Source organism: Arthrobacter sp. Cza30 (genome assembly GCF_059090765.1).
Genome location: NZ_JBNHGA010000004.1, coordinates 278,256 through 297,859, shown reverse-complemented (window position 1 = coordinate 297,859; position 19,604 = coordinate 278,256). Strand labels below are relative to the sequence as shown.

Below are 19,604 nucleotides of genomic sequence, written 5' to 3'. Positions count from 1 at the left end.
GTGTGCCGGACCCGCCCCTTCGTGCGACGTCAGATCTCGCGGACGATGCCCAGCGGCGTCGACTCGTGACCCTGCCCCAGCGGATTGTCTCTGAGGATCGTCACGAGGCGGCGCTCGCCGGCCTTGTCGAGCGTGGAACCGAGGATGTTGCCGCCGATGTCGTTGATGTCGACCACGGCGACCTCGGCCCGCACCGGAAGCAGGCGCTGCACGCGCTGGGCGACCTCGCGCGGCTTCTCGGGACCGAGGACGACCGCCGTGTTGTACGGCGGGATCGTGTGCGACGTCGGCCCGTCGATCGAGCGCGCCTTGTAGCCGGCGACGCGGTAGAAGTCGCCCCGGCGGCCGAACAGCTTGGTGACGGCCGAGACGGCGGCGGCGAGAAGGATCCGCGGCGTGCCGCACTCCCGCAGAGCCATCTCCATCGTCTCGGGCATGCCCAGCCCGATGCCGTAGCTCGTGCGCGTGACGTATCTCGAGAGGAAGCGCGCCAGGCGCCGCGGCCGGATCTCGTCGAGCTGGTACGACCTGCCCTGGGTGATCGCCACGATCTTCTCGGTGACGAAGAGCAGGTCGCCCTCGCGCACCACGTCGGCGGCGTACTCGCGCACGATGCCGTCGAGGTCATCACCGGGCATCACGACACGGGTGCGGATCGGGATGCGGGCGTACGACGAGCCGTCGACGTGGACGGTGAGCGCCTTGCCGGCGTTGGCCTCGCTCACTCGAGGTAGTCCCGCAGCGACTGCGATCGCGACGGGTGGCGCAGCTTCGCCATCGTCTTGGACTCGATCTGACGGATGCGCTCGCGCGTCACCCCGAACGTGTCGCCGATCTGATCGAGCGTCTTGGGCTGCCCGTCACCGAGACCGAAGCGCATGCGGATGACGCCGGCTTCGCGCTCGGAGAGCGAGTCGAGCAGCGACTCCAGCTGGCGCTGCAGCATCGTGAAGCCCACGGCGTCGGCGGGAACGACCGCTTCGGTGTCTTCGATGAGGTCGCCGAACTCGCTGTCGCCGTCCTCACCGAGCGGCGTGTGCAGCGAGATCGGCTCCCGGCCGTACTTCTGCACCTCGACGACCTTCTCGGGAGTCATGTCGAGCTCCTTCGAGAGCTCCTCGGGAGTGGGCTCGCGGCCGAGGTCCTGCAGCATCTGACGCTGGACGCGTGCGAGCTTGTTGATGACCTCCACCATGTGCACCGGGATGCGGATGGTCCGCGCCTGGTCCGCCATCGCGCGGGTGATGGCCTGACGGATCCACCACGTCGCGTAGGTCGAGAACTTGAAGCCCTTGGTGTAGTCGAACTTCTCCACCGCGCGGATGAGGCCGAGGTTGCCCTCCTGGATCAGATCCAGGAACTGCATGCCGCGGCCGGTGTAGCGCTTGGCGAGCGACACAACCAGGCGCAGGTTGGCGCCCAGCAGGTGGCTCTTGGCGCGCTGACCGTCGCGGGCGACCCACTGCAGGTCGAGCCCGAGCTGCGAGGACTTCTCGGCGGGCGACATGTGCGACAGCTTCTCTTCGGCGAACAGCCCCGCCTCGATGCGCATCGCCAGCTCGACCTCTTCGGCCGCGTTCAGCAGCGGAACCTTGCCAATCTGCTTCAGATAGTCCTTGACGGGATCCGCCGTCGCACCGGTGATCTGCGTCGAGTAGACGGGGACGTCGTCCTCGTCGCTGGAGGAGATGACGATGGCGCCGGTCGGAAGCGGTTCGGTGAAAGCAGGCTTGGTGCTCTCCTCGTCCTCTTCCTCATCGCCGCCGGTGGTCTCGTCCGCCGCTTTCGTCGGGGCCTTCGCGGCGGGCTGGTCGCCCTCCTCCGCGGTGTCGTCGGCGTCCGCGTCGACGTCGGCTGCGTCGCCGGCGTCCTCAGCGAGGTCCTCGGTCTCGAGTTCCACGTCCTCGTCGAGCTCTTCCACCTCGTCTTCGAACTCGTCGTCGGCCTTCGCCGCGCGCTTGGACGCGGTCTTCGTCGTAGCCTTGGCCTTGGTCTTGGGCGCGGCCTTCCCCTTGGCCGCAGTCTTCTTGGCGGGCGTCGCGGTCACAGCGGCCGCCTCCTCCGTCTCGGTGTCCTTCGCGGCCGAGCGGGCCTTGGTGTTCGTGCCTGGAGTCACGTTTCGCCTTTCACCGACGCCGCGGGTCCCGCGCTGTCGGTCGATTTCGGACACTAGTAAGACCCTTGTCAAGTCCACGGGCGTTCGCGTACGCGAACGAAGTGGTTGACAACGGGTCAGGGCATCCAGTATCTCATACTCGTCGTGCGCCGCCAGCATCCCCTGAACCGGCGTGGGCGCACCATACCTTCCGAATGATGCAACGCGCCACCCGGCCGCGGAATTCCGCGTCAGCCGATGCGTTTGTCGTCGTCTCCCGGGCGCGTCGCGAGGAAGCGCTCGAGCTCCGCGGCGAGCTCGTCGGCGCTGGGCAGGTCGCCGGTGTGGATCATCGGCGTGGCCGACGTGGAACCGGCCATATAGGCGTCATAGCGCTCCTCGAGCCCCTGGACCATGCGAGCGAGCTCCTCGCTGCCTTCGATCTGCTCGGTGACCTTGGCGAGGTATTCGCGGTTCTCGTCCCGCAGCGTGTCGCCCGAGAACACCAGACCGGTGGCGACGGTGAGGCTGTCCAGCGCCGCGAGGGCGGCGGCCGGGTACTCGGTGTCTCCCAGATAGTGGGGCACCAGCAGCACGAAGCCGGCGATCGCGGCGCCCGCCTCCGCCAGACGGTACTCGAGCAGGTGACCGGCGGTCGCCGGCACCTGCGTGTGCGGCTGCCACACCGAGTGCGCCTCGGTCAGCTCCGAGCGCGTCCCGCTGACCGTCGTCCCGATGGGCCGCGTGTGCGGCACCGGCATGGGGATGGCGTGGACCCACGTCACCGTCGAGACGGCGAAGATGTCGGCGAAGTCGACGACCGCCTCGGCGAAGGCATCCCAGCCGAAGTCCGGCTCGTATCCTGCCAGCAGCAGGAAAGGCTGCCCGAGCGCGTCGTGCGCGAAGGACAGCTCGAGCCGCGGCGGACGGTAGTCCGTCAGGTGATCGCGCTCGAACGCGACGATCGGACGGCGCGCGCGGTAGTCCAGCAGCGAGTCGTTGGAGAAGACGGCCAGCGGCGTGGGCGCCAGCTCATCGCGGAAGTACTCGATCAGACGCGTGACCGCTCCGCCAGCGTCGGTGAACCCGGTGAGGGCGATGACGAGCGGCAGACCGCGGGGCACCGGCGGGGCCGATGCCGAGCGCTCGAACAGCGGGCCTGGGAAGGGCATGCCTCCATGCTACGAGTCGGGCCGGTGGTCGGACGCGCGACGGTGGCGCTCAGAGCGAACAGCGGCGTCTCTAGGATGGACAGCATGTCGTTCCCCGACCTCGAATACCGCACCGCACCGATCCGAGAGTCCGACGCAGACGCGATCCTCCTGGCGCTTCCGCCGCTGGAGGGGGACGACATCCCCGCCCTCGCCGATTGGCCGGGCCTTCGCGAGTCCCTGCTGGCTGTCGGGTTCACCGGCTCACCGGGGAGCGTCTCGCGGGTGTACGCGCCGGAGAGCACCTCGCTGCCGCTCGCCGTCGTGGGCACGGGTGCGACGCCGGATGAGGCGGCCCTGCGGGACGCCGTGGGCGCTGCGGTGCGCACCCTCACCGGTTTCGGGACGATCTCCGTGGCCGCACCGGCGGCCGACCCGAGCCTGTGGGTCGCGGCGGCCGAAGGCGCCGCCCTGGGCGGCTACCGGTTCGAGGGCTACAAACGCGAGCCGGGCAAGTCCCGGGCCGCGCGCGTCGTGGTGCACGGCTCTGCCGAGCCTGATGAGGAGGCGCTGCGCCTGGTCATCGAGACGGCGTCGGCGGTCGCACTGGTGAAGGACCTCGTCGCCACTCCGGCCCAGTGGCTCGGGCCCGACGACTTCGCGCGCGCGGCGACGGAGGCCGTCAGCGGTCTCCCCGTGACCGCCGAGGTCCTCGACGAGGCGGCGCTGCAGGAACAGGGATTCGGTGGGATCCTGGGCGTCGGTCAAGGCTCCGAGCGCCCGCCGCGGCTCGTGCGACTGGACTACGCGCCCGATGGTGCGACGCGGCACGTCGCACTCGTCGGCAAGGGCATCACCTTCGACACCGGCGGGCTTTCGCTGAAGCCTGCCGCGTCGATGGTCGGCATGAAGTACGACATGGCGGGCGCCGCGACGGTCCTGGCGGTGCTGCGCGCCGTCGCGGCGGTCGGCGCCCCTGTGCACGTGACCGCGTGGCTGTGCATGGCCGACAACATGCCGTCCGGTCGCGCGCTCCGTCCGGGCGACGTGGTCCGCACGGTCGACGGCACCACCGTCGAGGTTCTCAACACCGACGCCGAAGGGCGCCTCGTCCTCGCCGACGGCATCGCGGCGGCGAGCCGGGAGCGTCCGGATGTCCTGGTCGATGTCGCCACGCTGACCGGCGCCATCATCATCGCGCTGGGCACGCGGCACGTCGGCGTGATGGGCGACGACGAAGCCGTCGCCGCCTATCTCGCGGCGGCCGAGCAGGCAGGTGAGCCCGCATGGCGCCTGCCGCTGCCGGCTCACATGGCGGAGGAGCTCGACTCCCCCATCGCCGATCTGCAGAACGCCAAGATCGGCGACCCCGCGGGCGGGTCGCTGTTCGCCGGGCTGTTCCTGCGTCACTTCGTCGGCCGTGTGGGCGACGAGCCCGACGCTGCGCGGATCCCCTGGGTGCACCTGGACATCGCCGGCGCCGGCATGAACAAGGGCGGCGCGTACGGCTACACCGACAAGGGCCCCACCGCCGCGACCGTCCGCAGTCTCATCCGCTTCCTTCTGACAGAGGAGTCAGCATGACAGAGCACACCTTCGACCTCGTCGTCCTGGGCGGCGGCAGCGGCGGCTACGCTGCGGCACTGCGCGCTGCGGAGCTGGGCAAGTCCGTCGCGCTCGTGGAGAAGGACAAGGTCGGAGGCACGTGCCTGCACCGCGGCTGCATCCCCACCAAGGCGCTGCTGCACGCCGCAGAGGTCGCCGATTCGGCGCGGGATGCCTCTGCGATCGGCATCCGCGCGACCCTCGACGGCATCGATCCGGCGGGCGTGCGCGCGTATCGCGAAGGCATCGTCGCGAAGAAGTACAAGGGTCTCGAGGGGCTCGTGAAGGCGCGCGGCATCACGGTCGTGCCCGGCGCCGGGCGCCTGGAAGCCGGTCCCGCCGTGCGCGTCGGCGAGGACCTCTACCGTGGCGCGGACGTGGTGCTCGCGACCGGGTCGTACAGTCGCACGCTCCCGGGCCTCGAGATCGGGGGGCGGATCCTCACGAGCGAGCAGGCGCTCGAGCTGGACGAGATCCCACGGCACGTCGTGATCCTCGGCGGCGGCGTCATCGGCGTCGAGTTCGCGAGCGTCTGGCGCTCCTTCGGTGCGGACGTGACGATCGTCGAGGCGCTGGACCACCTCGTCCCCAACGAGGACGTCGCACTCAGCAAGGGGCTCGAGCGCGCCTTCCGCCGCCGTGGCATCCAGTACTCGCTGGGCGTGCGCTTCCAGAGCGCCTCGCAGACCGCCGACGGCGTCACGGTGACGCTCGAGGACGGCCGGGCTCTCGAAGCGGACTACCTGCTCGTCGCCGTCGGGCGCGGCCCGGCGACGGCGGGACTGGGCTTCGAGGAGGCGGGCGTCACCATCGATCGGGGATTCGTCCTCACCGACGAACGACTGCGCACCACCGTGGCGCACGTCTGGGCCGTGGGCGACATCGTTCCCGGTCTGCAGCTGGCGCATCGCGGATTCCAGCAGGGGATCTTCGTCGCCGAGGAGATCGCCGGGCTGAACCCCGTCGTGGTCCCCGACACGCAGGTACCCCGCGTCACCTACAGCCACCCCGAGGTGGCATCGGTCGGTCTCACCGAAGCCCAGGCCGTCGACATCCACGGCGCCGACGGGGTCGTCTCGTACGAGTACAACCTCGCCGGGAACGGCCGGAGCGAGATCCTGGGCACGAGCGGCATCGTCAAGGTGATCCGTGGGAAGGGCGGCCCGGTCCTCGGCGTCCACCTCATCGGCGCGCGTGTGGGCGAACTGATCACCGAGGGGCAGCTCGCGGTGGGCTGGGAGGCGCACCCGGAGGACATCGCACCGTTCGTCCATGCCCACCCGACACAGAGCGAGGCGCTCGGGGAGGCGTTCCTCGCTCTGGCCGGCAAACCGCTCCACGCGCTGTGACGCCTCGCGCACGGGCCATCACTAAGCTAGATCCGATATCCATTCCGAAGGAGACATCGTCATGAGCACTTCCGTGGTCCTCCCCGCTCTCGGTGAGAGCGTCACCGAGGGAACGGTCACCCGCTGGCTCAAGAAGGTCGGGGACACGATCCAGGCGGATGAGGGTCTGCTCGAGATCTCCACGGACAAGGTCGACACGGAGATCCCCTCGCCGGTGAGCGGTGTCATCGAGGAGATCCTGGTCCAGGAGGACGAGACCGTCGAGGTCGGCGCGATCCTCGCGAAGATCGGCGACGGCTCTGGCGCCGCCACGGGCGACGCGGCGCAGGAGGCGGCACCGGAGGCGCCGGCACAGCCGCAGGCGACCGAGGCCGCACCCGCCGAGGCGTCGGCTCCCGCCGAGGCACCCGCCCCGGCCGCACAGGCACCCGCGGCGGAGGCAGCCGCTCCGGCCGCTGCACCCGCCGCCGGCGGCAAGGACGTCGTACTCCCAGAGCTCGGCGAAAGCGTCACCGAGGGCACGGTCACCCGCTGGCTCAAGCAGGTCGGCGACGACGTCGCGGTGGACGAGCCGCTCCTGGAGATCTCCACGGACAAGGTCGACACCGAGATCCCGTCGCCGTTCGCCGGCGTGCTGCAGGAGATCCTCGTCCAGGAGGACGAGACGGTCGCGGTCGGCTCGCCCCTGGCGCGCATCGGAGAAGCAGGATCGGCTCCCGCCGCCCCTGCTGAGGCTCCCGCTGCACAGCCCGCCGCGCCCGCCCCTGCCGAGGCTCCCGCCGCGCAGCCCGCGGCGCCGGCTCCGGCTCCCGCGCCCGCCGCTGCCCCGGCACCGGCTCCGGCCCCCGCGCCCGCCGCTGCCCCGGCACCGGCACCGGCTCCGGCTGCGTCGGCACCCGCTGCGGCTGCGTCGGCCGGCGCCGACGGCGACGGCGACGAGGTGGCCTACGTGACGCCGCTCGTGCGTCGCCTGGCTCAGCAGCAGGGCGTGGATCTGGCAACGGTGAAGGGCACCGGTGTGGGCGGCCGCATCCGCAAGGAGGACGTGCTCAAGGCCGCCGAAGCTGCCAGCGCGCCGGCCGCTGCACCCGCCGCTCCCGCCGCTCCGGCCCGTCCGGCGCTCGAGGTCTCGCCGCTGCGCGGTACGACGCAGCCCATGTCGCGACTGCGCAAGGTGCTGGCCGAGCGTGCGGTCGCCTCGATGCAGGCGACGGCCCAGCTGACGACGGTCGTCGAGGTCGACGTCACGAAGCTGGCCGCGTTCCGCGACAAGGTGAAGGGCGACTTCCAGGCCAAGACGGGCGACAAGCTGTCGTTCCTGCCGTTCTTCGCCCTCGCCGCCGCCGAGGCGCTGCAGGCGTACCCGGTCATCAACGCCACCGTGGACGGCGACAAGATCGTCTACCCGGCGACCGAGAACCTCTCGATCGCCGTCGACACCGAGCGAGGCCTGCTCACGCCGGTCCTGCGGGATGCGGCCGGAAAGAACCTCGCCCAGATCGCGCACGAGATCGCCGATCTCGCGGCGCGGACCCGTGACAACAAGCTGAAGCCCGACGAGCTCGCGGGCGGCACCTTCACGCTGACCAACACCGGGTCGCGCGGCGCGCTGTTCGACACGCCGGTGGTCTTCCTGCCGCAGTCGGCGATCCTCGGCACGGGCGTGGTCGTGAAGCGCCCCGGCGTCGTGAGCGTCGACGGCAGGGACGCCATCTCGGTCCGCTCCTACGTCTACCTCGCGCTGTCGTACGATCACCGCGTGATCGACGGCGCCGACGCCGCGCGCTTCCTCGCCGCGGTCAAGGCCCGCCTCGAGGAAGCCGCGTTCGAGGGTCAGCTCGGCATCTGACACCTGCGCTATGGCTGCTGCGCGACGTCCTGCACGTCGCGCAGCAGCCATTCGCCTTCTCGGCGGGTGATCACGACGAGCTGGCTGGCGCCTGTCCCATCCGCCACGTCGACCCGCAGCACGGCGACCCCGCCGAAGTCGTCCAGAAGCGTCACGCTCCGCTCGGAAGCGGGCAGATCCACAGCGCCTGCCGGAAAGCGCGCGCCCGCCTCTGCCACCACGCCCGACAGACACGTGGCATCCGTCCCGCAGGCCGCGCGCTCGTCGAGGAGGCCCGCGCCGACCACGTCCAATCCTGGGAGCACATCGTCGGCGGTCGGCGCCGCGGCGGCGACGGCCTCGTTCCCCGGTCGCGGCGCCTGGGTGCGCTCCTGCCCGGATGACTCGGGAGCGACATGGGACGGCGACGGCGAGATCGCCCCGCTCGTGGCGACGCCGCCGGCCGTCGGCCACAGCGCTCCGCCGATCAGCACGGCGGCGGCGGCGCCGCCGGCAACGAGCAACGGCGCCCGGCGGGTCCCGGGGCGAGACCGCCAGCGGCGCCAGACGCCCGTCGTCGCTCGCGACAGCGCATCCGCCATCTCTTCGTCGACCGATCCGATCAGCCGCTGCCAGAGCGACCGCTCCGGCTGCTCGGAGTCGTGCTCGGCGACGACCCGGCGGCCGCCGACATCGACGGCGCTGCGCGGCGTCAGCGTCATCGTGACGAGCGGCTCCGGCGCCGCGGCGGCGAACAGCGCGTCCTCAGCCTCCCGCAGCTCGTGCGCCGTGACCCGGAGCGCCGCCAGCGCCGCGATGGCGGCATCCCACGAGCGCTGGAGCTCCGGAGCGACGGGGAGGCCGCGGAGCACCTCCGCCGCCGTGTCCAGTCCGCGTCGGTCCCCCGTGTCGGTGGCGAGGACCGGCATGCCTTGCCCGTCGAGCCACCACCCGCCCGTCACATCAGGATCAGCGACCAGCTGCCCGCACCCGCGCAGCAGGCTCACGCCCACGGTCACGCATTCGCCCGGCGTCAGCGGCATGCGCGATGAGCGCCGGCGGAGGAAGTCCTCGAGCCGCTCGGCGCACGCCGGCAGCGCTGCGTCGTGGCCGTCGGCGCGGCGGACGACATCCGTCGGCGCGAGGACGTGGCCTCGGACGTCGGCTCGCCACCCCCACCAGCGTGGTCCCAGCACGTCGACGTCGACGAGCACCACCGTGTCGTCGTCCGATGTCGACACCAGCGTTCCCGGCCAAGGTCCGTCCTCGGGCGCCCGCACCACGCGCACCGCCCGGTAGGGCGAGCGCAGCAGTCCATCGTCCGGTGTCACCCCACCAGTGTCGGCGGCGAGTGCCCGCTGAGGTGCGGACGCGGGCGCGGCTGTGGACGGATGCCGGCCGTCCGGCCCTGGGAAGGAGCCGATGGCCGGCCCCCTGAAAAGGTAGGCTTGACCCCATGGCCGCGCGCACGACGACTCCCGAGAAGCGCCCTGGATTCTTCTCCCAGCTTCGCACCCTCTACACCTTCACGCAGAAGGAGTTCCGCTGGCTGCCGTTCGTGCTGATCGGCATCCTGCTGGTCGGCGTGGCCCTCGGCGTCACGATCGGTCTGCTGATTCCGCCGGTCGCGATCTGGAGCGTGATCCTGTGGGGCATCACGGGCCTGATGCTCGGTGTGCTGGCGTCGCTCATGACCATGACGCGTCTGTCCACGCGAGCCATGTACCGCAAGATCGACGGCATGCCGGGCGCGACGGGCCACGTCCTCTCGACCTCTCTCGGTCGTCGCTGGCAGGCCAGCGAGATGCCGGTGGGCATCAACCCGAAGACGCAGGATGCCGTCTACCGCGCGGTGGGCCGCGGCGGCGTCGTCATCGTCGGCGAGGGGGCTCGCGGTCGCCTCACGAGGCTCATCAAGGACGAGCGCGCCAAGGTGCAGCGCGTCGCGGCGGGCGTTCCCGTCACGGTCCTCTACGTCGGTCATGGTGAGGACGAGGTGCCCATCGCAAAGCTCGCCTCCACCATCAAGGCGCTGCCGAAGAAGGTCGACCGCGCGACGATGGCAGCGGTGATCAAGCGCATCGACTCGGTCTCGCAGTCGCTGGCGTCGCTTCCGATCCCCAAGGGGATCGACCCCACCCGCGTGCGCGCGCCGCGTCCTCGCTGATCGCAGCCGGCGGCCGCCGGAAGCCTACGCGCGCAGAAGGACGGTGCCGGCGAGCTTGTCGTGCAGTCCCCGCTGATCGGGATCCCAGATCACAGCCGGGATCACGACCACCAGGAGCGCCGTGCGGACGATCGGCCGCCACAGCCCCACCCACGCTCCGTCCAGGCGCACCAGCTTCAGGCCGAACAGCCGGTGGCCGGGACTTCCCTGCAGGGTGGGCAGGAACACCAGCTGGATGGCGGCGAACAGGGCGAGGATCGCCAGGGGATCCCACGCGAAGAAGCCCGAGATCAGGTAGGCCGCGCCGTAGTCGACGAAGAGCGCCCCGACGCGCCGGCCCAGACGCGCGATCGAGCCCGCACCCTCGCGGGGCAGGCCCAGACGCTCGCCGGGGTAGTTCTGAGCACTCTGAGTCACCTCACCAGCGTATCCAGGCGGCTGTAACACGCTGGAAACATAGGTGACACTGCCGGGCAATGGCCCGTGGGTAGCGTGCATGGGGTCCGCGCCGCGCGCGGGCGATCCGAATGCCCTACCTCTGGAGCCTCAATGTTCAAAGATTCATCCGAGGTGCTGACCTTCATCAAGGACCAGGACGTCAAGTTCCTCGACATCCGTTTCACGGACCTTCCTGGCGTCCAGCAGCACTTCAACATTCCGGCAGCCACGGTCGATGAGGAGTTCTTCACCGTCGGTCAGCTGTTCGACGGCTCCTCGATCCGCGGGTTCGCCAACATCCACGAGTCGGACATGCAGCTCATCCCGGACGTGTCGACGGCCTACCTCGACCCGTTCCGCGAGGCCAAGACGCTGGTGATGGTCTTCGACATCTACAACCCGCGCACGGGCGAGATCTACCACAAGGACCCGCGCCAGGTGGCCAAGAAGGCCGAGAAGTATCTCGCTTCGACCGGCATCGCCGACACGGCGTTCTTCGCGCCCGAGGCGGAGTTCTACATCTTCGACGACGTGCGCTACGACGTGAAGCAGAACCACAGCTTCTACCATGTCGACTCCGACGAGGGCGCATGGAACACCGGCCGCGTCGAGGAGGGCGGCAACCTCGCCAACAAGACCCCGTACAAGGGCGGCTACTTCCCCGTCTCCCCCGTCGACAAGCAGGCCGACCTGCGTGACGACATCAGCCTGAAGCTGATCGAGGCGGGCCTGGTCCTGGAGCGCGCGCACCACGAGGTGGGCACCGGCGGACAGGCGGAGATCAACTACCGCTTCGACACCATGGTCCACGCCGCCGACGACATCCTGAAGTTCAAGTACATCGTCAAGAACACCGCCCTCGAGTGGGGCAAGGTGGCGACGTTCATGCCCAAGCCCCTGTTCGGCGACAACGGCTCCGGGATGCACACCCACCAGTCGCTGTGGCTGGACGGCAAGCCGCTGTTCTACGACGAGAAGGGCTACGCCCAGCTCTCCGACACCGCCCGCTGGTACATCGGCGGTCTGCTCGCGCACGCCCCCGCCGTTCTCGCGTTCACCAACCCGACGCTGAACTCGTACAAGCGTCTGGTCAAGGGCTACGAGGCGCCGGTCAACCTGGTGTACTCGGCCGGCAACCGCTCGGCGGCCATCCGGATCCCGATCACCGGATCGAACCCCAAGGCCAAGCGCATCGAATTCCGCGCCCCCGACGCCTCGGGCAACCCGTACCTCGCGTTCGCCGCCCAGCTCATGGCGGGCCTCGACGGCATCCAGAACCGCATCGAGCCGCACGAGCCGGTCGACAAGGACCTGTACGAGCTGCCGCCCGAGGAGGCCAAGAACATCCCGCAGGTGCCCAACTCGCTGCTGGACTCGCTCGAGGCGCTCCGCGCCGACCACGAGTTCCTGCTGCGCGGCGGTGTGTTCACGCCCGAGCTGATCGAGACGTGGATCGAGTACAAGATCGAGAACGAGATCCAGCCGCTGAACGCCCGCCCGCACCCGTTCGAGTACGAGCTGTACTTCGGAGTGTGACGTGATTCCGCGGAGCTTCGCGGGTTAGTCCGCGGATAGTCCGCAGGATCTCAGAAAGAGCCCGTTCCAGCCGCTTGCTGGGGCGGGCTCTTTCGCGTCTCGAGTGGCACCGGTCGAAGAATGGGAAACGGTACCGGCTGCGGTTCGGAGACGAGGACATTTCCCTACTCGTGCACCGACAGATGGTTGCCTCGCACAAGCGCTGATTTGCTTCACGTTCGACGCGTTACAGCGTTCCTCCACACAACCGTCTCTACTGCAGCCCGCAGCGCCGTACCACTCGACGATGACGACCCGGCATTCCACCCTTCGACGACCGCCGGCATCCGCTCAGCGGGGCGGTTGTTCCACTGAACCGACGCCCAGGCCGTTGGCCGTCTCCCTGCCACTCGATCGCGTTGGGTACTGCCAGGTTGTCGAACCGTGCCCGACTGATTTCGCCCTATCTGTCGAAACGGGACGAAGCTGTTCGTAGAACGAAGTGAAGGCCGCGAAGAGCCGCCGAACGACGGGAGGGGTGATATGGCGGGGCATCTGCGGAAGGGGATCGGCCGGCCGAGTACACCGCGTTGGACCGAACCGGCGTTTAGGCGGGGACAGTGACTGAGCCGCTTCCGACCCGATCAAGCAACCGAGGAGCACCGCGATGCCACAATTCGCCGTCCTGATCCACGCCGAAGACTCTCTGCATGCGCCCACCGCCACGAAGCAGCAGCTCCAGGAATGCGACGACCACTTCAACTCGCTCGTCGCCACCGGGCGTATGGTCCTCGCCTACGCTCTGATGCCGCGCCAGTATGCCCGCACTCTCCGCGCCGAGGAGGCCGCGGACGGCCCGTACCGGAAGGACGGCCACGTCGTGGCCGGCTTCTACGTCCTCGAAGCCGCCGACATCGATGAAGCCCTTGACCTCGCCCGCAAGGACCCTTCGCTTCTCACTGGTGGCGGCATCGAGGTCCGGCCCGTGCACAGCGGCGGCACGATCCGATCCACGGCCTGATCGCGCGGAAATCGACACTTCCGGCTCATCGCAATCAGAACACGACGACAACGACACCATGAAGGAGACCACACCATGACAGCCCCCACGCTCTACCTCTGGTTCCCGGGCAACGCCGCACAAGCGCTCCGCTTTTACCACGAGATCTTCGGCGGCAATCTCACCTTGCACACCCTTGCGGAGATGGGCCGCACCGACGGACCCGCCGACGCCATCGGCCACGGCATTCTCTACGGCCCCGTCAGCCTGTACGCAACCGACACCACCGGGGACCAGGACCCAGTGTCGATGAGCGGCGTAAGCATCGCCTTGCTCGGCACCGCCGACGGGGCAACCCTCACCCGATGGTTCGACGCGCTTTCCCAGGGCGGTACCGTCCTCGACGCACTGCAGGAGCGACCCTGGGGCGCGTACGACGGGCAAGTCGTCGACCAGTACGGAATCCGCTGGCTCATCGGCTACGAAGTTCCTTCCGACGACGAGGACGGGACCAGCGCATGATCCGCCAGCTCGTCGGTCGCTGTACCGCCCGCCGCATCCTCGGGACGCCGGCCGCGAGCGGCGGCTCCGCCGCGGCCGTTCGTCAAGACCTTGCCATGAGATCTTTCGGCATGTGAGGGTTGCCGAGCGCATGCGGCAGACACAATCGCCGGTGCGGGTTCTCGGGGGAAGCAGGCGGAGCGTGTCATGGTCAGCACAGCGGACATGGCTGTTGAGCTCAGACATGCGGTGAATCGCCGCGAGATCTCGGCGTGGTTTCAACCTCAGATCGACTTGCGGACCAACCGGATCGTGGGAGCGGAGGCGCTGTGCCGCTGGCATCACGTCGAGTGGGGTTGGGTCGCTCCGAACGAGTTCATACCGCTTGCAGAGCAGGACGGCACGATCGACCAGATCGGCAGATTCATGGCTGCGGAGGCTGTCGCGGCGATGGCGGCATGGAATGTCGGTGTCTCGGTGAACGTATCGCCCGCGCAACTCGAAAGCTCGGCATTCGTGAGTTGGCTCGTGGGGGTGCTGCAGCGCATCCGGAGGGGCGCCCACCAGCTGACTCTCGAGATCACGGAGCAGCGGCGTCTTCACCATGTCGCGTCGGTTGTTGCGCGCCTTGACCGGCTCCGCGAGTTCGGTGTCGGGATCGCGGTGGACGACTTCGGTGCCGGGCAGGCGTCCCTGACTCAGCTGAGGCAGCTACACGCCACGGAGCTCAAGATCGACCGGAGCCTCGTGAACGACGCATCCTCCGCCGCATCGAGCATGATCGGCGAGGCGGTTGCCTATGCCCACCGCATTGGCGCCCACGTCGTCGCCGAAGGAATCGAAACGGCCGACCAGCTTGAGAAGGTCGCCCGCCTTGGCTGCGATCGCGCGCAGGGCTACCTTCTCGGGCGCCCCATGCCACGAGAACAGATGACCGAACTGCTGGCCGGCAACTGACGGAGGTTCACTAGATAATGTTCCGCCGGGTCACCGCGTTACGCCACACCACTATCTCGCGTGCTCCGGTCGGGCCGTACCACTCGACGACCACGACCCGGTCGTTCCATCCCTTCGCTACTGCTGGGACGCGCTCGGCGGGCCGATTCGCCCACTGCACCCAGGCCCACACCGTTGACCGCCGCTCGGGCCATTCGATCGGGTTAGGGCCGTACGCCTGCACGGGGAGTGTGGCGGGGCGATCGGTGCTGTCGGCGCGGCGCTGGTCGTTGAGCCCGTCGTAGTGAGCTTCGTAGCGGCGGTTCTTCGTCAAGGGTGGCAGCGCTGGTTCGCTTGGACCTCACGGGGCCACCTTGAGGACGGCGGTATCGAGCATCACGACGAACTGCGCCGCGATGGGCACGTGCAGTGGCGTTCGTTCACGCACGAGCGAGAGCCTCCAGGACGGGGAGCTTGGCCGCACGCCGGGAAGGAGCGAGTCCGGCCAGCAGCCCCGCTGCCGCCACGATCGCGGCGATGACGAGCAGCTGCGCCACAGGGATCCTGATGCCGAGCGGAGCGATGGTGGACAGCGCACCGACCGCCGCGAAGCTCGCGGCGCCTCCCAGCACGAGACCGGTGACGACCGCAACGACAGCGACGATGACGGCCTCGGCCTGCACCATCAGCGCGACGGATCCGCGGGACATTCCCATGGAGCGGAGCAGCCCGATCTCGCGGGTGCGTTCGAGGATCGACAGTGCGAGGGTGTTGGCGATGCCGAGCACGGCGATGACCATGGCGAAAGCGAGAAGGACGGTCACCAGGCCGAAGATCTGGTCCACGGTCTGCGTGCGGCCGGCGATGACGGCGGCCTGGTCGCGCACCTGCACCGTCGGGTGGTCCTGCAACTCCGCCTGCAGCGCCGTGGCGAGCTCCGCCGCGGTGGTGTCGTCACCGGCGAGCACGAAGATGCTCGCGTCCATGTCTTCCGCGAAGAGCGAGGCGTAGGTGTCCAGGGAGACGAAGTAGTCCGTCTGCAGCGCTTGCGCGGGCCCGTCTTCGATGATGCCGACAATGGGGAGCTGCTGCTCGCCGGTGCGCGCGAACGTCATCGGGAGTTGGTCCCCCACGGTGAGGTTCCGGTCGGTGGCGACCCGTTCGGCGATGACGACGCCACCGTTGTGGAGGTCGGTGATGCTCCCATCGACCATCCGGATGCGAGCCACCGTGGAGATGGCATCGGGATCGAGGCCGGTCAGCGCGCTGGTCGTCTTGCCGTCCTTCCAGTGCCCGTACCTCAGCCGCGTCGCCTCGCCCACTTCGGCGACCTTCGCGACCTCGTCGTACACAGCTGGATGCACGCCGCCGAGCATCTCCTGGCCCGCGCTTTCGACGACGACGTCGGCGGAGATGACTTCGCGGTATTGCGCACCGGTCGCTGTCTTCACGGAGTCTCCGACGATGGACACGAACGCCATCAGGGCGAGCCCGAACGCCAGAGCCATGACCGTCGCGGAGGTGCGGCGCGGCCCTCGCAAAGCGGCATCGCGCGCGAGCCGGCCGGGGACCGTCCGGGACCCGGCGCGTCCGACCAGCGCGATCACGGGGCGCAGCGCAAGCGGTGCCACCATCACGACACCGACGAGTGCGAGCACGAGCCCTGCACCCAGTAGCAGCATCGGGGCACCCAAGGTGGGTGCCGCCGAACCGGCTGCCCCGACGGCCAGGAGGGCGACTCCGGCGATGATCCGGGGGCGTCCCATGCCGCGCGCTTCGGCAGCGCTGGCGCGCATCGCCGCCAGCGGTGAGACGGCAGCTGCCCGGCGGGCGGGTCCGACAGCGGCCACTACGGTGACCGTCACGCCCACCGCCACGGCTATGACGATGGTGCGAGGCAGGATCACGAGGTCCCCGTCGGGGATGCTCACGTCGAAGGCGCGGGCGAGGGTGCGTAGCCCGTAGGTACTGACGATGCCGACCGCGACGCCCGCGGCGGAGGCGACCACTCCGACGATGAGCGCCTCGACAAGCACGGAGGTGAGCACCTGCTTGCCGGTCGCGCCGGCGGCGCGGACGATGGCGAGCTCGCGGGTGCGCTGGGAGATGACGATGCTGAAGGTGTTGGCGATGAGGAAGGCGCCGATGACGAGTGCGGCCACGCTCATGGCGACCAGGATGACCTGCAGCATCTCCAGGTTGGAGGCCGCCTGTTCGGCGCCGGCGGCGGCGAGGTCCTGGGCGGTGGCGACCTGGATGTCCGAGCCCAGCTCGTCCGCCAGCAGGCTCTGCAGCTCACCGACGGGAAGGTCCGAGGTGACGAGGATCTCACTGAGCCCGTCCCCCACCGCCAGAACCTGCTGGGCGGTGGGCAGCGTGGTGAGCGCGACCGACCCCACCGGCGGCCCGTCGCTGTCACCGAACCCTGCCAGCCCGACGATGCGCACCTCTGCCTTCTCTGCCCCCGCAAGGGTGATGGAGTCGCCGATGCTCAGACCGAGCGTGTTCGCGGCGGCCTTGTCGATGACGACGTCGCCGACACCGTCCGGTGCGTCGCCCTCGAGGAGCGGGTAGGACCCGATGGGCTCGTCGACCCAGGTGGTCAGCTGCACGCTGCCGAGGTCGGTTCCCTGGTGCTGCAGCCGGGCGGCTCCCTCGGCGACGGGCACCGCCGTGGTGACGTCGTCGAGTGCGCTGACGTCGGCGAGGACGCTGGCCGGCATCGGGTCGCGTTCGACCTCGACGCCCATGCCGGAGTCGAAGGCGGTTGCCGTGCGGACGGTCACGTCGGTGCCGGCGGTGGCGGTGGCGAACTGGTCGTCGAACAGCCGTTGAGCGGTGTCGCTGAGCACGAGGCTGCCGGAGACGAAGGAGACACCCAGCATCACGGCGACGACGGTCAGCGCGAGCCGGACACGGTGGGCGAGTACCTGCGCGAAGGCGAAACGGATCATGCCGGCACCTCGTCGCGCTCGACGTCGAACCGCGCCATCCGGTCGAGCACCGACGCGGCCGTAGGGTTGTCGAATCCGTCGACGACCCGACCGTCGGAGAGGAAGTCCACCCTGTCGGCGTACCCGGCGGCGGCTGGGTCGTGGGTGACCATGACGATGGTCTGCCCCAGGTCGTGCGCGGCGCGGCGCAGGAACTCCAGCAGTGCCTTGCCGGCGCGGGAGTCCAGCGCACCCGTCGGCTCATCGGCGAAGACGACTTCGGGTCTGGCGGCGAGTGCGCGGGCGACCGCGACGCGCTGCTGCTGTCCGCCGGAGAGCTCAGCGGGGCGGTGGGTCAGCCGGTCGGCGATCCCGAGGGTCGCTGCCAGTTCGAGCATCCAATCGCTGTCGGCTTTCTTCCCGGCCAGCCGCAAGGGCAGCTCGATGTTCTCCTTAGCGGTGAGAGCGGGCACGAGGTTGTACGACTGGAAGATGAAGCCGATGCGCGTGCGGCGCAGCAGCGTCCGCTTCTTCTCGCTCAGCCCGACCAGTTCCAGGTCGCCGAGCCGGATGCTGCCCGCGTCGACGGTGTCGAGCCCCGCCATGGCATGCATGAGGGTGGATTTGCCGGAGCCGGACGGGCCCATGATGGCAGTGAAGCGACCGCGGCCGACGCTGAGGGACGCATGGTCGAGGGCTCGGACCGCGGCGGGTCCCGTGCCGTAAGTCTTGACGAGGTCGATGGCCTCGATGGCGTGCGGGAATGTCATGGCTTCGCTGTTCCTGATCAGTGGGCGGTCGTGGCGAGATGACGGCGGTACCGGTCGGGCGTCCAGCTGGCGGTCATCTTGGTGTTGAGGGTGGCGCCGAGGCGGGCGTAGAACCGCTGCCCGGAGTGGTTGTCCAAGCGCACTCCCCAGATGACGGAGATGTCATCGCGAGCAGCGAGCCGGGCGACAGCCGACATCAGCGCGCCGCCGACTCCCTTGTCGCGGTGCTCGGGGCGGACGTAGAGGTCGTCCAACGCCAGCAGGTCGCCCCCGCTCCACAGGTGCAGGCGCCGAACCGTCGATGTGAACCCGATCGCGGCCCCATCGGACTCCGCGATCAGCACGGTCACGTCCGGCCGCGCGAGAAGATGCCGCCACCTTCCAGCGTCGACGTGCACGTGCTCGAGCGAGTTCTCGTGCGCTGCGAGCTCCCGCACCATGTCGTCGAGCACCTCGGCGTCGGCGGGGGAAGCTTCCCTGATCTCCACCATGTTGACCCTCTCCTTACAGCGTCTCGTGTAGGGCGTACGCTGTACGCTAGCGATGTACATCATGCAACGTACGGTGTACGCTGTCAAGCAGGAGGCAGACAATGGCAGAAAAGCTCTCACAGCGAGCCATCGCGCAAGCGGCACTGGCCGTCATCGACGCGGAGGGCATCGATGCGCTGACCATGCGGAAGCTGGCACAGCATCTCGGCTCGTCGCCGATGGGGCTCTACACGTACTTCCCCGACCGGGAGGCCCTGCTGGACGGAGTCGCCCAGCTGCTGATGGCGGAGGTGGACACTCCGCCCGAGGATGTGCATTGGCGCGACGCCATGCGCTACATCATGACGTCGGTGCGGCACGTCGCAATGCGCCACCCGAACGCCTCACGGCTTATCAACCGCTTCCCACCCCACACCCCCGACGCGCTGGCTTTCGTCGAAGCGGGTTTCCGCAGCTTCCGCCGCGCCGGCTTCGACCAGCTCAGCACCGCACGCTGCTACCGCGCTCTCGCCGCCTACTCGCTCGGCACCATCGACATCGAACTCGGCGGATACTTCTCGCCTGAAGCGCGCGCCATCACCTCCGATAGCCAGGACAACATCGACACGCCCACGACCGCGAAGCTTCTTCCGCTCGTCACGGAGGTCAGCCCCATCCTGTTCGCGCAGGATGATGCCGCCGAGTTCGAGTACGGCCTCGAACTCCTTCTCGACGGGTTCGCGGATGCCATGACGCGCGCCGGCCGTTCGGCGTGACTCCGCCCCTCGCTCGGTGACCTCGCGCCGTGCTCGAACGCTGGAACCCGGTCATCCTGCTGCACGCCAT

18 protein-coding genes are annotated in these 19,604 nt (G+C 69.3%); 9 read left to right on the top strand and 9 right to left on the bottom strand.

Translation table 11 applies throughout. The features are described from left to right. Positions 1 to 29: 29 nt before the first annotated feature. The 3 genes from AC5RVZ_RS14980 to AC5RVZ_RS14970 form a co-directional block, all read right to left on the bottom strand. Entirely contained in the window at positions 30 to 725 is a 696-nt protein-coding gene (locus tag AC5RVZ_RS14980; RefSeq protein ID WP_494066565.1) for a coenzyme F420-0:L-glutamate ligase, read from the bottom strand. After that, on the bottom strand, positions 722 to 2,116 hold the full coding sequence (locus AC5RVZ_RS14975) for an RNA polymerase sigma factor (protein ID WP_494066564.1): 1,395 nt from the start codon (positions 2,114 to 2,116) through the stop codon (positions 722 to 724). Before AC5RVZ_RS14975 ends, AC5RVZ_RS14980 begins: the two co-directional genes overlap by 4 nt. A gap of 230 nt (positions 2,117 to 2,346) precedes the next feature. Then, positions 2,347 to 3,267, bottom strand: coding sequence for a proteasome assembly chaperone family protein (locus AC5RVZ_RS14970; protein ID WP_494066563.1), 921 nt, complete (start codon positions 3,265 to 3,267; stop codon positions 2,347 to 2,349). An 84-nt stretch (positions 3,268 to 3,351) separates the two neighbouring features. On the opposite strand from AC5RVZ_RS14970, the gene AC5RVZ_RS14965 reads away from it, so the two are divergent. The 3 genes from AC5RVZ_RS14965 (at position 3,352) to sucB (ending at position 8,049) form a co-directional block, all read left to right on the top strand. Then, positions 3,352 to 4,830 (top strand): leucyl aminopeptidase, encoded by a 1,479-nt coding sequence (locus tag AC5RVZ_RS14965; protein WP_494066562.1) that lies wholly within the window; start codon positions 3,352 to 3,354, stop codon positions 4,828 to 4,830. Continuing rightward, positions 4,827 to 6,200, top strand: coding sequence for a dihydrolipoyl dehydrogenase (gene lpdA, locus AC5RVZ_RS14960; protein WP_494066561.1), 1,374 nt, complete (start codon positions 4,827 to 4,829; stop codon positions 6,198 to 6,200). The genes AC5RVZ_RS14965 and lpdA overlap by 4 nt, the downstream gene beginning before the upstream one ends. Positions 6,201 to 6,261: 61 nt before the next feature. After that, on the top strand, positions 6,262 to 8,049 hold the full coding sequence (sucB, locus tag AC5RVZ_RS14955) for a 2-oxoglutarate dehydrogenase, E2 component, dihydrolipoamide succinyltransferase (RefSeq protein ID WP_494066560.1): 1,788 nt from the start codon (positions 6,262 to 6,264) through the stop codon (positions 8,047 to 8,049). Positions 8,050 to 8,057: 8 nt separating this feature from the next. Here sucB and AC5RVZ_RS14950 read toward each other — a convergent pair whose 3' ends face one another. Continuing rightward, on the bottom strand, positions 8,058 to 9,359 hold the full coding sequence (locus AC5RVZ_RS14950) for a hypothetical protein (RefSeq protein ID WP_494066559.1): 1,302 nt from the start codon (positions 9,357 to 9,359) through the stop codon (positions 8,058 to 8,060). Positions 9,360 to 9,484: 125 nt separating this feature from the next. Here AC5RVZ_RS14950 and AC5RVZ_RS14945 point away from each other — a divergent pair, with 125 nt between their 5' ends. Further along, a complete protein-coding gene (locus AC5RVZ_RS14945) occupies positions 9,485 to 10,195 on the top strand; it encodes a DUF4191 family protein (protein ID WP_494066558.1) in 711 nt (236 codons plus the stop codon). 24 nt (positions 10,196 to 10,219) lie between these two features. On the opposite strand, the gene AC5RVZ_RS14940 is transcribed toward AC5RVZ_RS14945, so the two are convergent. Then, on the bottom strand, positions 10,220 to 10,612 hold the full coding sequence (locus AC5RVZ_RS14940) for an RDD family protein (protein ID WP_494066557.1): 393 nt from the start codon (positions 10,610 to 10,612) through the stop codon (positions 10,220 to 10,222). A gap of 132 nt (positions 10,613 to 10,744) precedes the next feature. Between AC5RVZ_RS14940 and glnA the strand changes: the two genes are divergently transcribed. The 4 genes from glnA to AC5RVZ_RS14920 all read left to right on the top strand — a co-directional run bounded on the left by glnA (position 10,745) and on the right by AC5RVZ_RS14920 (position 14,606). Beyond that, positions 10,745 to 12,169, top strand: a complete 1,425-nt coding sequence (gene glnA, locus AC5RVZ_RS14935) for a type I glutamate--ammonia ligase (protein WP_494066556.1) — start codon at positions 10,745 to 10,747, stop codon at positions 12,167 to 12,169. Positions 12,170 to 12,815: 646 nt separating this feature from the next. Next, positions 12,816 to 13,169: a YciI family protein gene (locus AC5RVZ_RS14930; protein WP_494066555.1), complete on the top strand. Its 354-nt coding sequence runs from the start codon at positions 12,816 to 12,818 to the stop codon at positions 13,167 to 13,169. 75 nt (positions 13,170 to 13,244) lie between these two features. Next, positions 13,245 to 13,670, top strand: a complete 426-nt coding sequence (locus tag AC5RVZ_RS14925) for a VOC family protein (protein ID WP_494066554.1) — start codon at positions 13,245 to 13,247, stop codon at positions 13,668 to 13,670. Positions 13,671 to 13,856: 186 nt separating this feature from the next. Continuing rightward, positions 13,857 to 14,606 (top strand): EAL domain-containing protein, encoded by a 750-nt coding sequence (locus AC5RVZ_RS14920; protein WP_494066553.1) that lies wholly within the window; start codon positions 13,857 to 13,859, stop codon positions 14,604 to 14,606. A gap of 10 nt (positions 14,607 to 14,616) precedes the next feature. Here AC5RVZ_RS14920 and AC5RVZ_RS14915 read toward each other — a convergent pair whose 3' ends face one another. From AC5RVZ_RS14915 to AC5RVZ_RS14900, 4 genes are all read right to left on the bottom strand, one after another. After that, positions 14,617 to 14,919, bottom strand: coding sequence for a hypothetical protein (locus AC5RVZ_RS14915; protein WP_494066552.1), 303 nt, complete (start codon positions 14,917 to 14,919; stop codon positions 14,617 to 14,619). 106 nt (positions 14,920 to 15,025) lie between these two features. Next, on the bottom strand, positions 15,026 to 17,539 hold the full coding sequence (locus AC5RVZ_RS14910) for an FtsX-like permease family protein (protein WP_494066551.1): 2,514 nt from the start codon (positions 17,537 to 17,539) through the stop codon (positions 15,026 to 15,028). Further along, positions 17,536 to 18,288, bottom strand: a complete 753-nt coding sequence (locus tag AC5RVZ_RS14905) for an ABC transporter ATP-binding protein (protein WP_494066550.1) — start codon at positions 18,286 to 18,288, stop codon at positions 17,536 to 17,538. The genes AC5RVZ_RS14910 and AC5RVZ_RS14905 overlap by 4 nt, the downstream gene beginning before the upstream one ends. A gap of 17 nt (positions 18,289 to 18,305) precedes the next feature. Beyond that, entirely contained in the window at positions 18,306 to 18,779 is a 474-nt protein-coding gene (locus AC5RVZ_RS14900) for a GNAT family N-acetyltransferase (protein WP_494066549.1), read from the bottom strand. Positions 18,780 to 18,880: 101 nt separating this feature from the next. Here AC5RVZ_RS14900 and AC5RVZ_RS14895 point away from each other — a divergent pair, with 101 nt between their 5' ends. Then, positions 18,881 to 19,534, top strand: a complete 654-nt coding sequence (locus tag AC5RVZ_RS14895; RefSeq protein WP_494066548.1) for a TetR/AcrR family transcriptional regulator — start codon at positions 18,881 to 18,883, stop codon at positions 19,532 to 19,534. Positions 19,535 to 19,604 lie beyond the last annotated feature (70 nt).

What these genes read in the sequence shown, in the direction of transcription:
- AC5RVZ_RS14965 (WP_494066562.1), top strand. Translation starts at nt 3,352, where the DNA reads ATGTCGTTCCCCGACCTCGAATACCGCACCGCACCGATCCGAGAGTCC.
- AC5RVZ_RS14895 (WP_494066548.1), top strand. Translation starts at nt 18,881, where the DNA reads ATGGCAGAAAAGCTCTCACAGCGAGCCATCGCGCAAGCGGCACTGGCC.
- AC5RVZ_RS14900 (WP_494066549.1), bottom strand. Translation starts at nt 18,779, where the DNA reads ATGGTGGAGATCAGGGAAGCTTCCCCCGCCGACGCCGAGGTGCTCGAC.
- glnA (WP_494066556.1), top strand. Translation starts at nt 10,745, where the DNA reads ATGTTCAAAGATTCATCCGAGGTGCTGACCTTCATCAAGGACCAGGAC.
- AC5RVZ_RS14905 (WP_494066550.1), bottom strand. Translation starts at nt 18,288, where the DNA reads ATGACATTCCCGCACGCCATCGAGGCCATCGACCTCGTCAAGACTTAC.
- lpdA (WP_494066561.1), top strand. Translation starts at nt 4,827, where the DNA reads ATGACAGAGCACACCTTCGACCTCGTCGTCCTGGGCGGCGGCAGCGGC.
- AC5RVZ_RS14970 (WP_494066563.1), bottom strand. Translation starts at nt 3,267, where the DNA reads ATGCCCTTCCCAGGCCCGCTGTTCGAGCGCTCGGCATCGGCCCCGCCG.
- AC5RVZ_RS14945 (WP_494066558.1), top strand. Translation starts at nt 9,485, where the DNA reads ATGGCCGCGCGCACGACGACTCCCGAGAAGCGCCCTGGATTCTTCTCC.
- AC5RVZ_RS14930 (WP_494066555.1), top strand. Translation starts at nt 12,816, where the DNA reads ATGCCACAATTCGCCGTCCTGATCCACGCCGAAGACTCTCTGCATGCG.
- AC5RVZ_RS14920 (WP_494066553.1), top strand. Translation starts at nt 13,857, where the DNA reads ATGGTCAGCACAGCGGACATGGCTGTTGAGCTCAGACATGCGGTGAAT.
- AC5RVZ_RS14910 (WP_494066551.1), bottom strand. Translation starts at nt 17,539, where the DNA reads ATGATCCGTTTCGCCTTCGCGCAGGTACTCGCCCACCGTGTCCGGCTC.
- sucB (WP_494066560.1), top strand. Translation starts at nt 6,262, where the DNA reads ATGAGCACTTCCGTGGTCCTCCCCGCTCTCGGTGAGAGCGTCACCGAG.
- AC5RVZ_RS14925 (WP_494066554.1), top strand. Translation starts at nt 13,245, where the DNA reads ATGACAGCCCCCACGCTCTACCTCTGGTTCCCGGGCAACGCCGCACAA.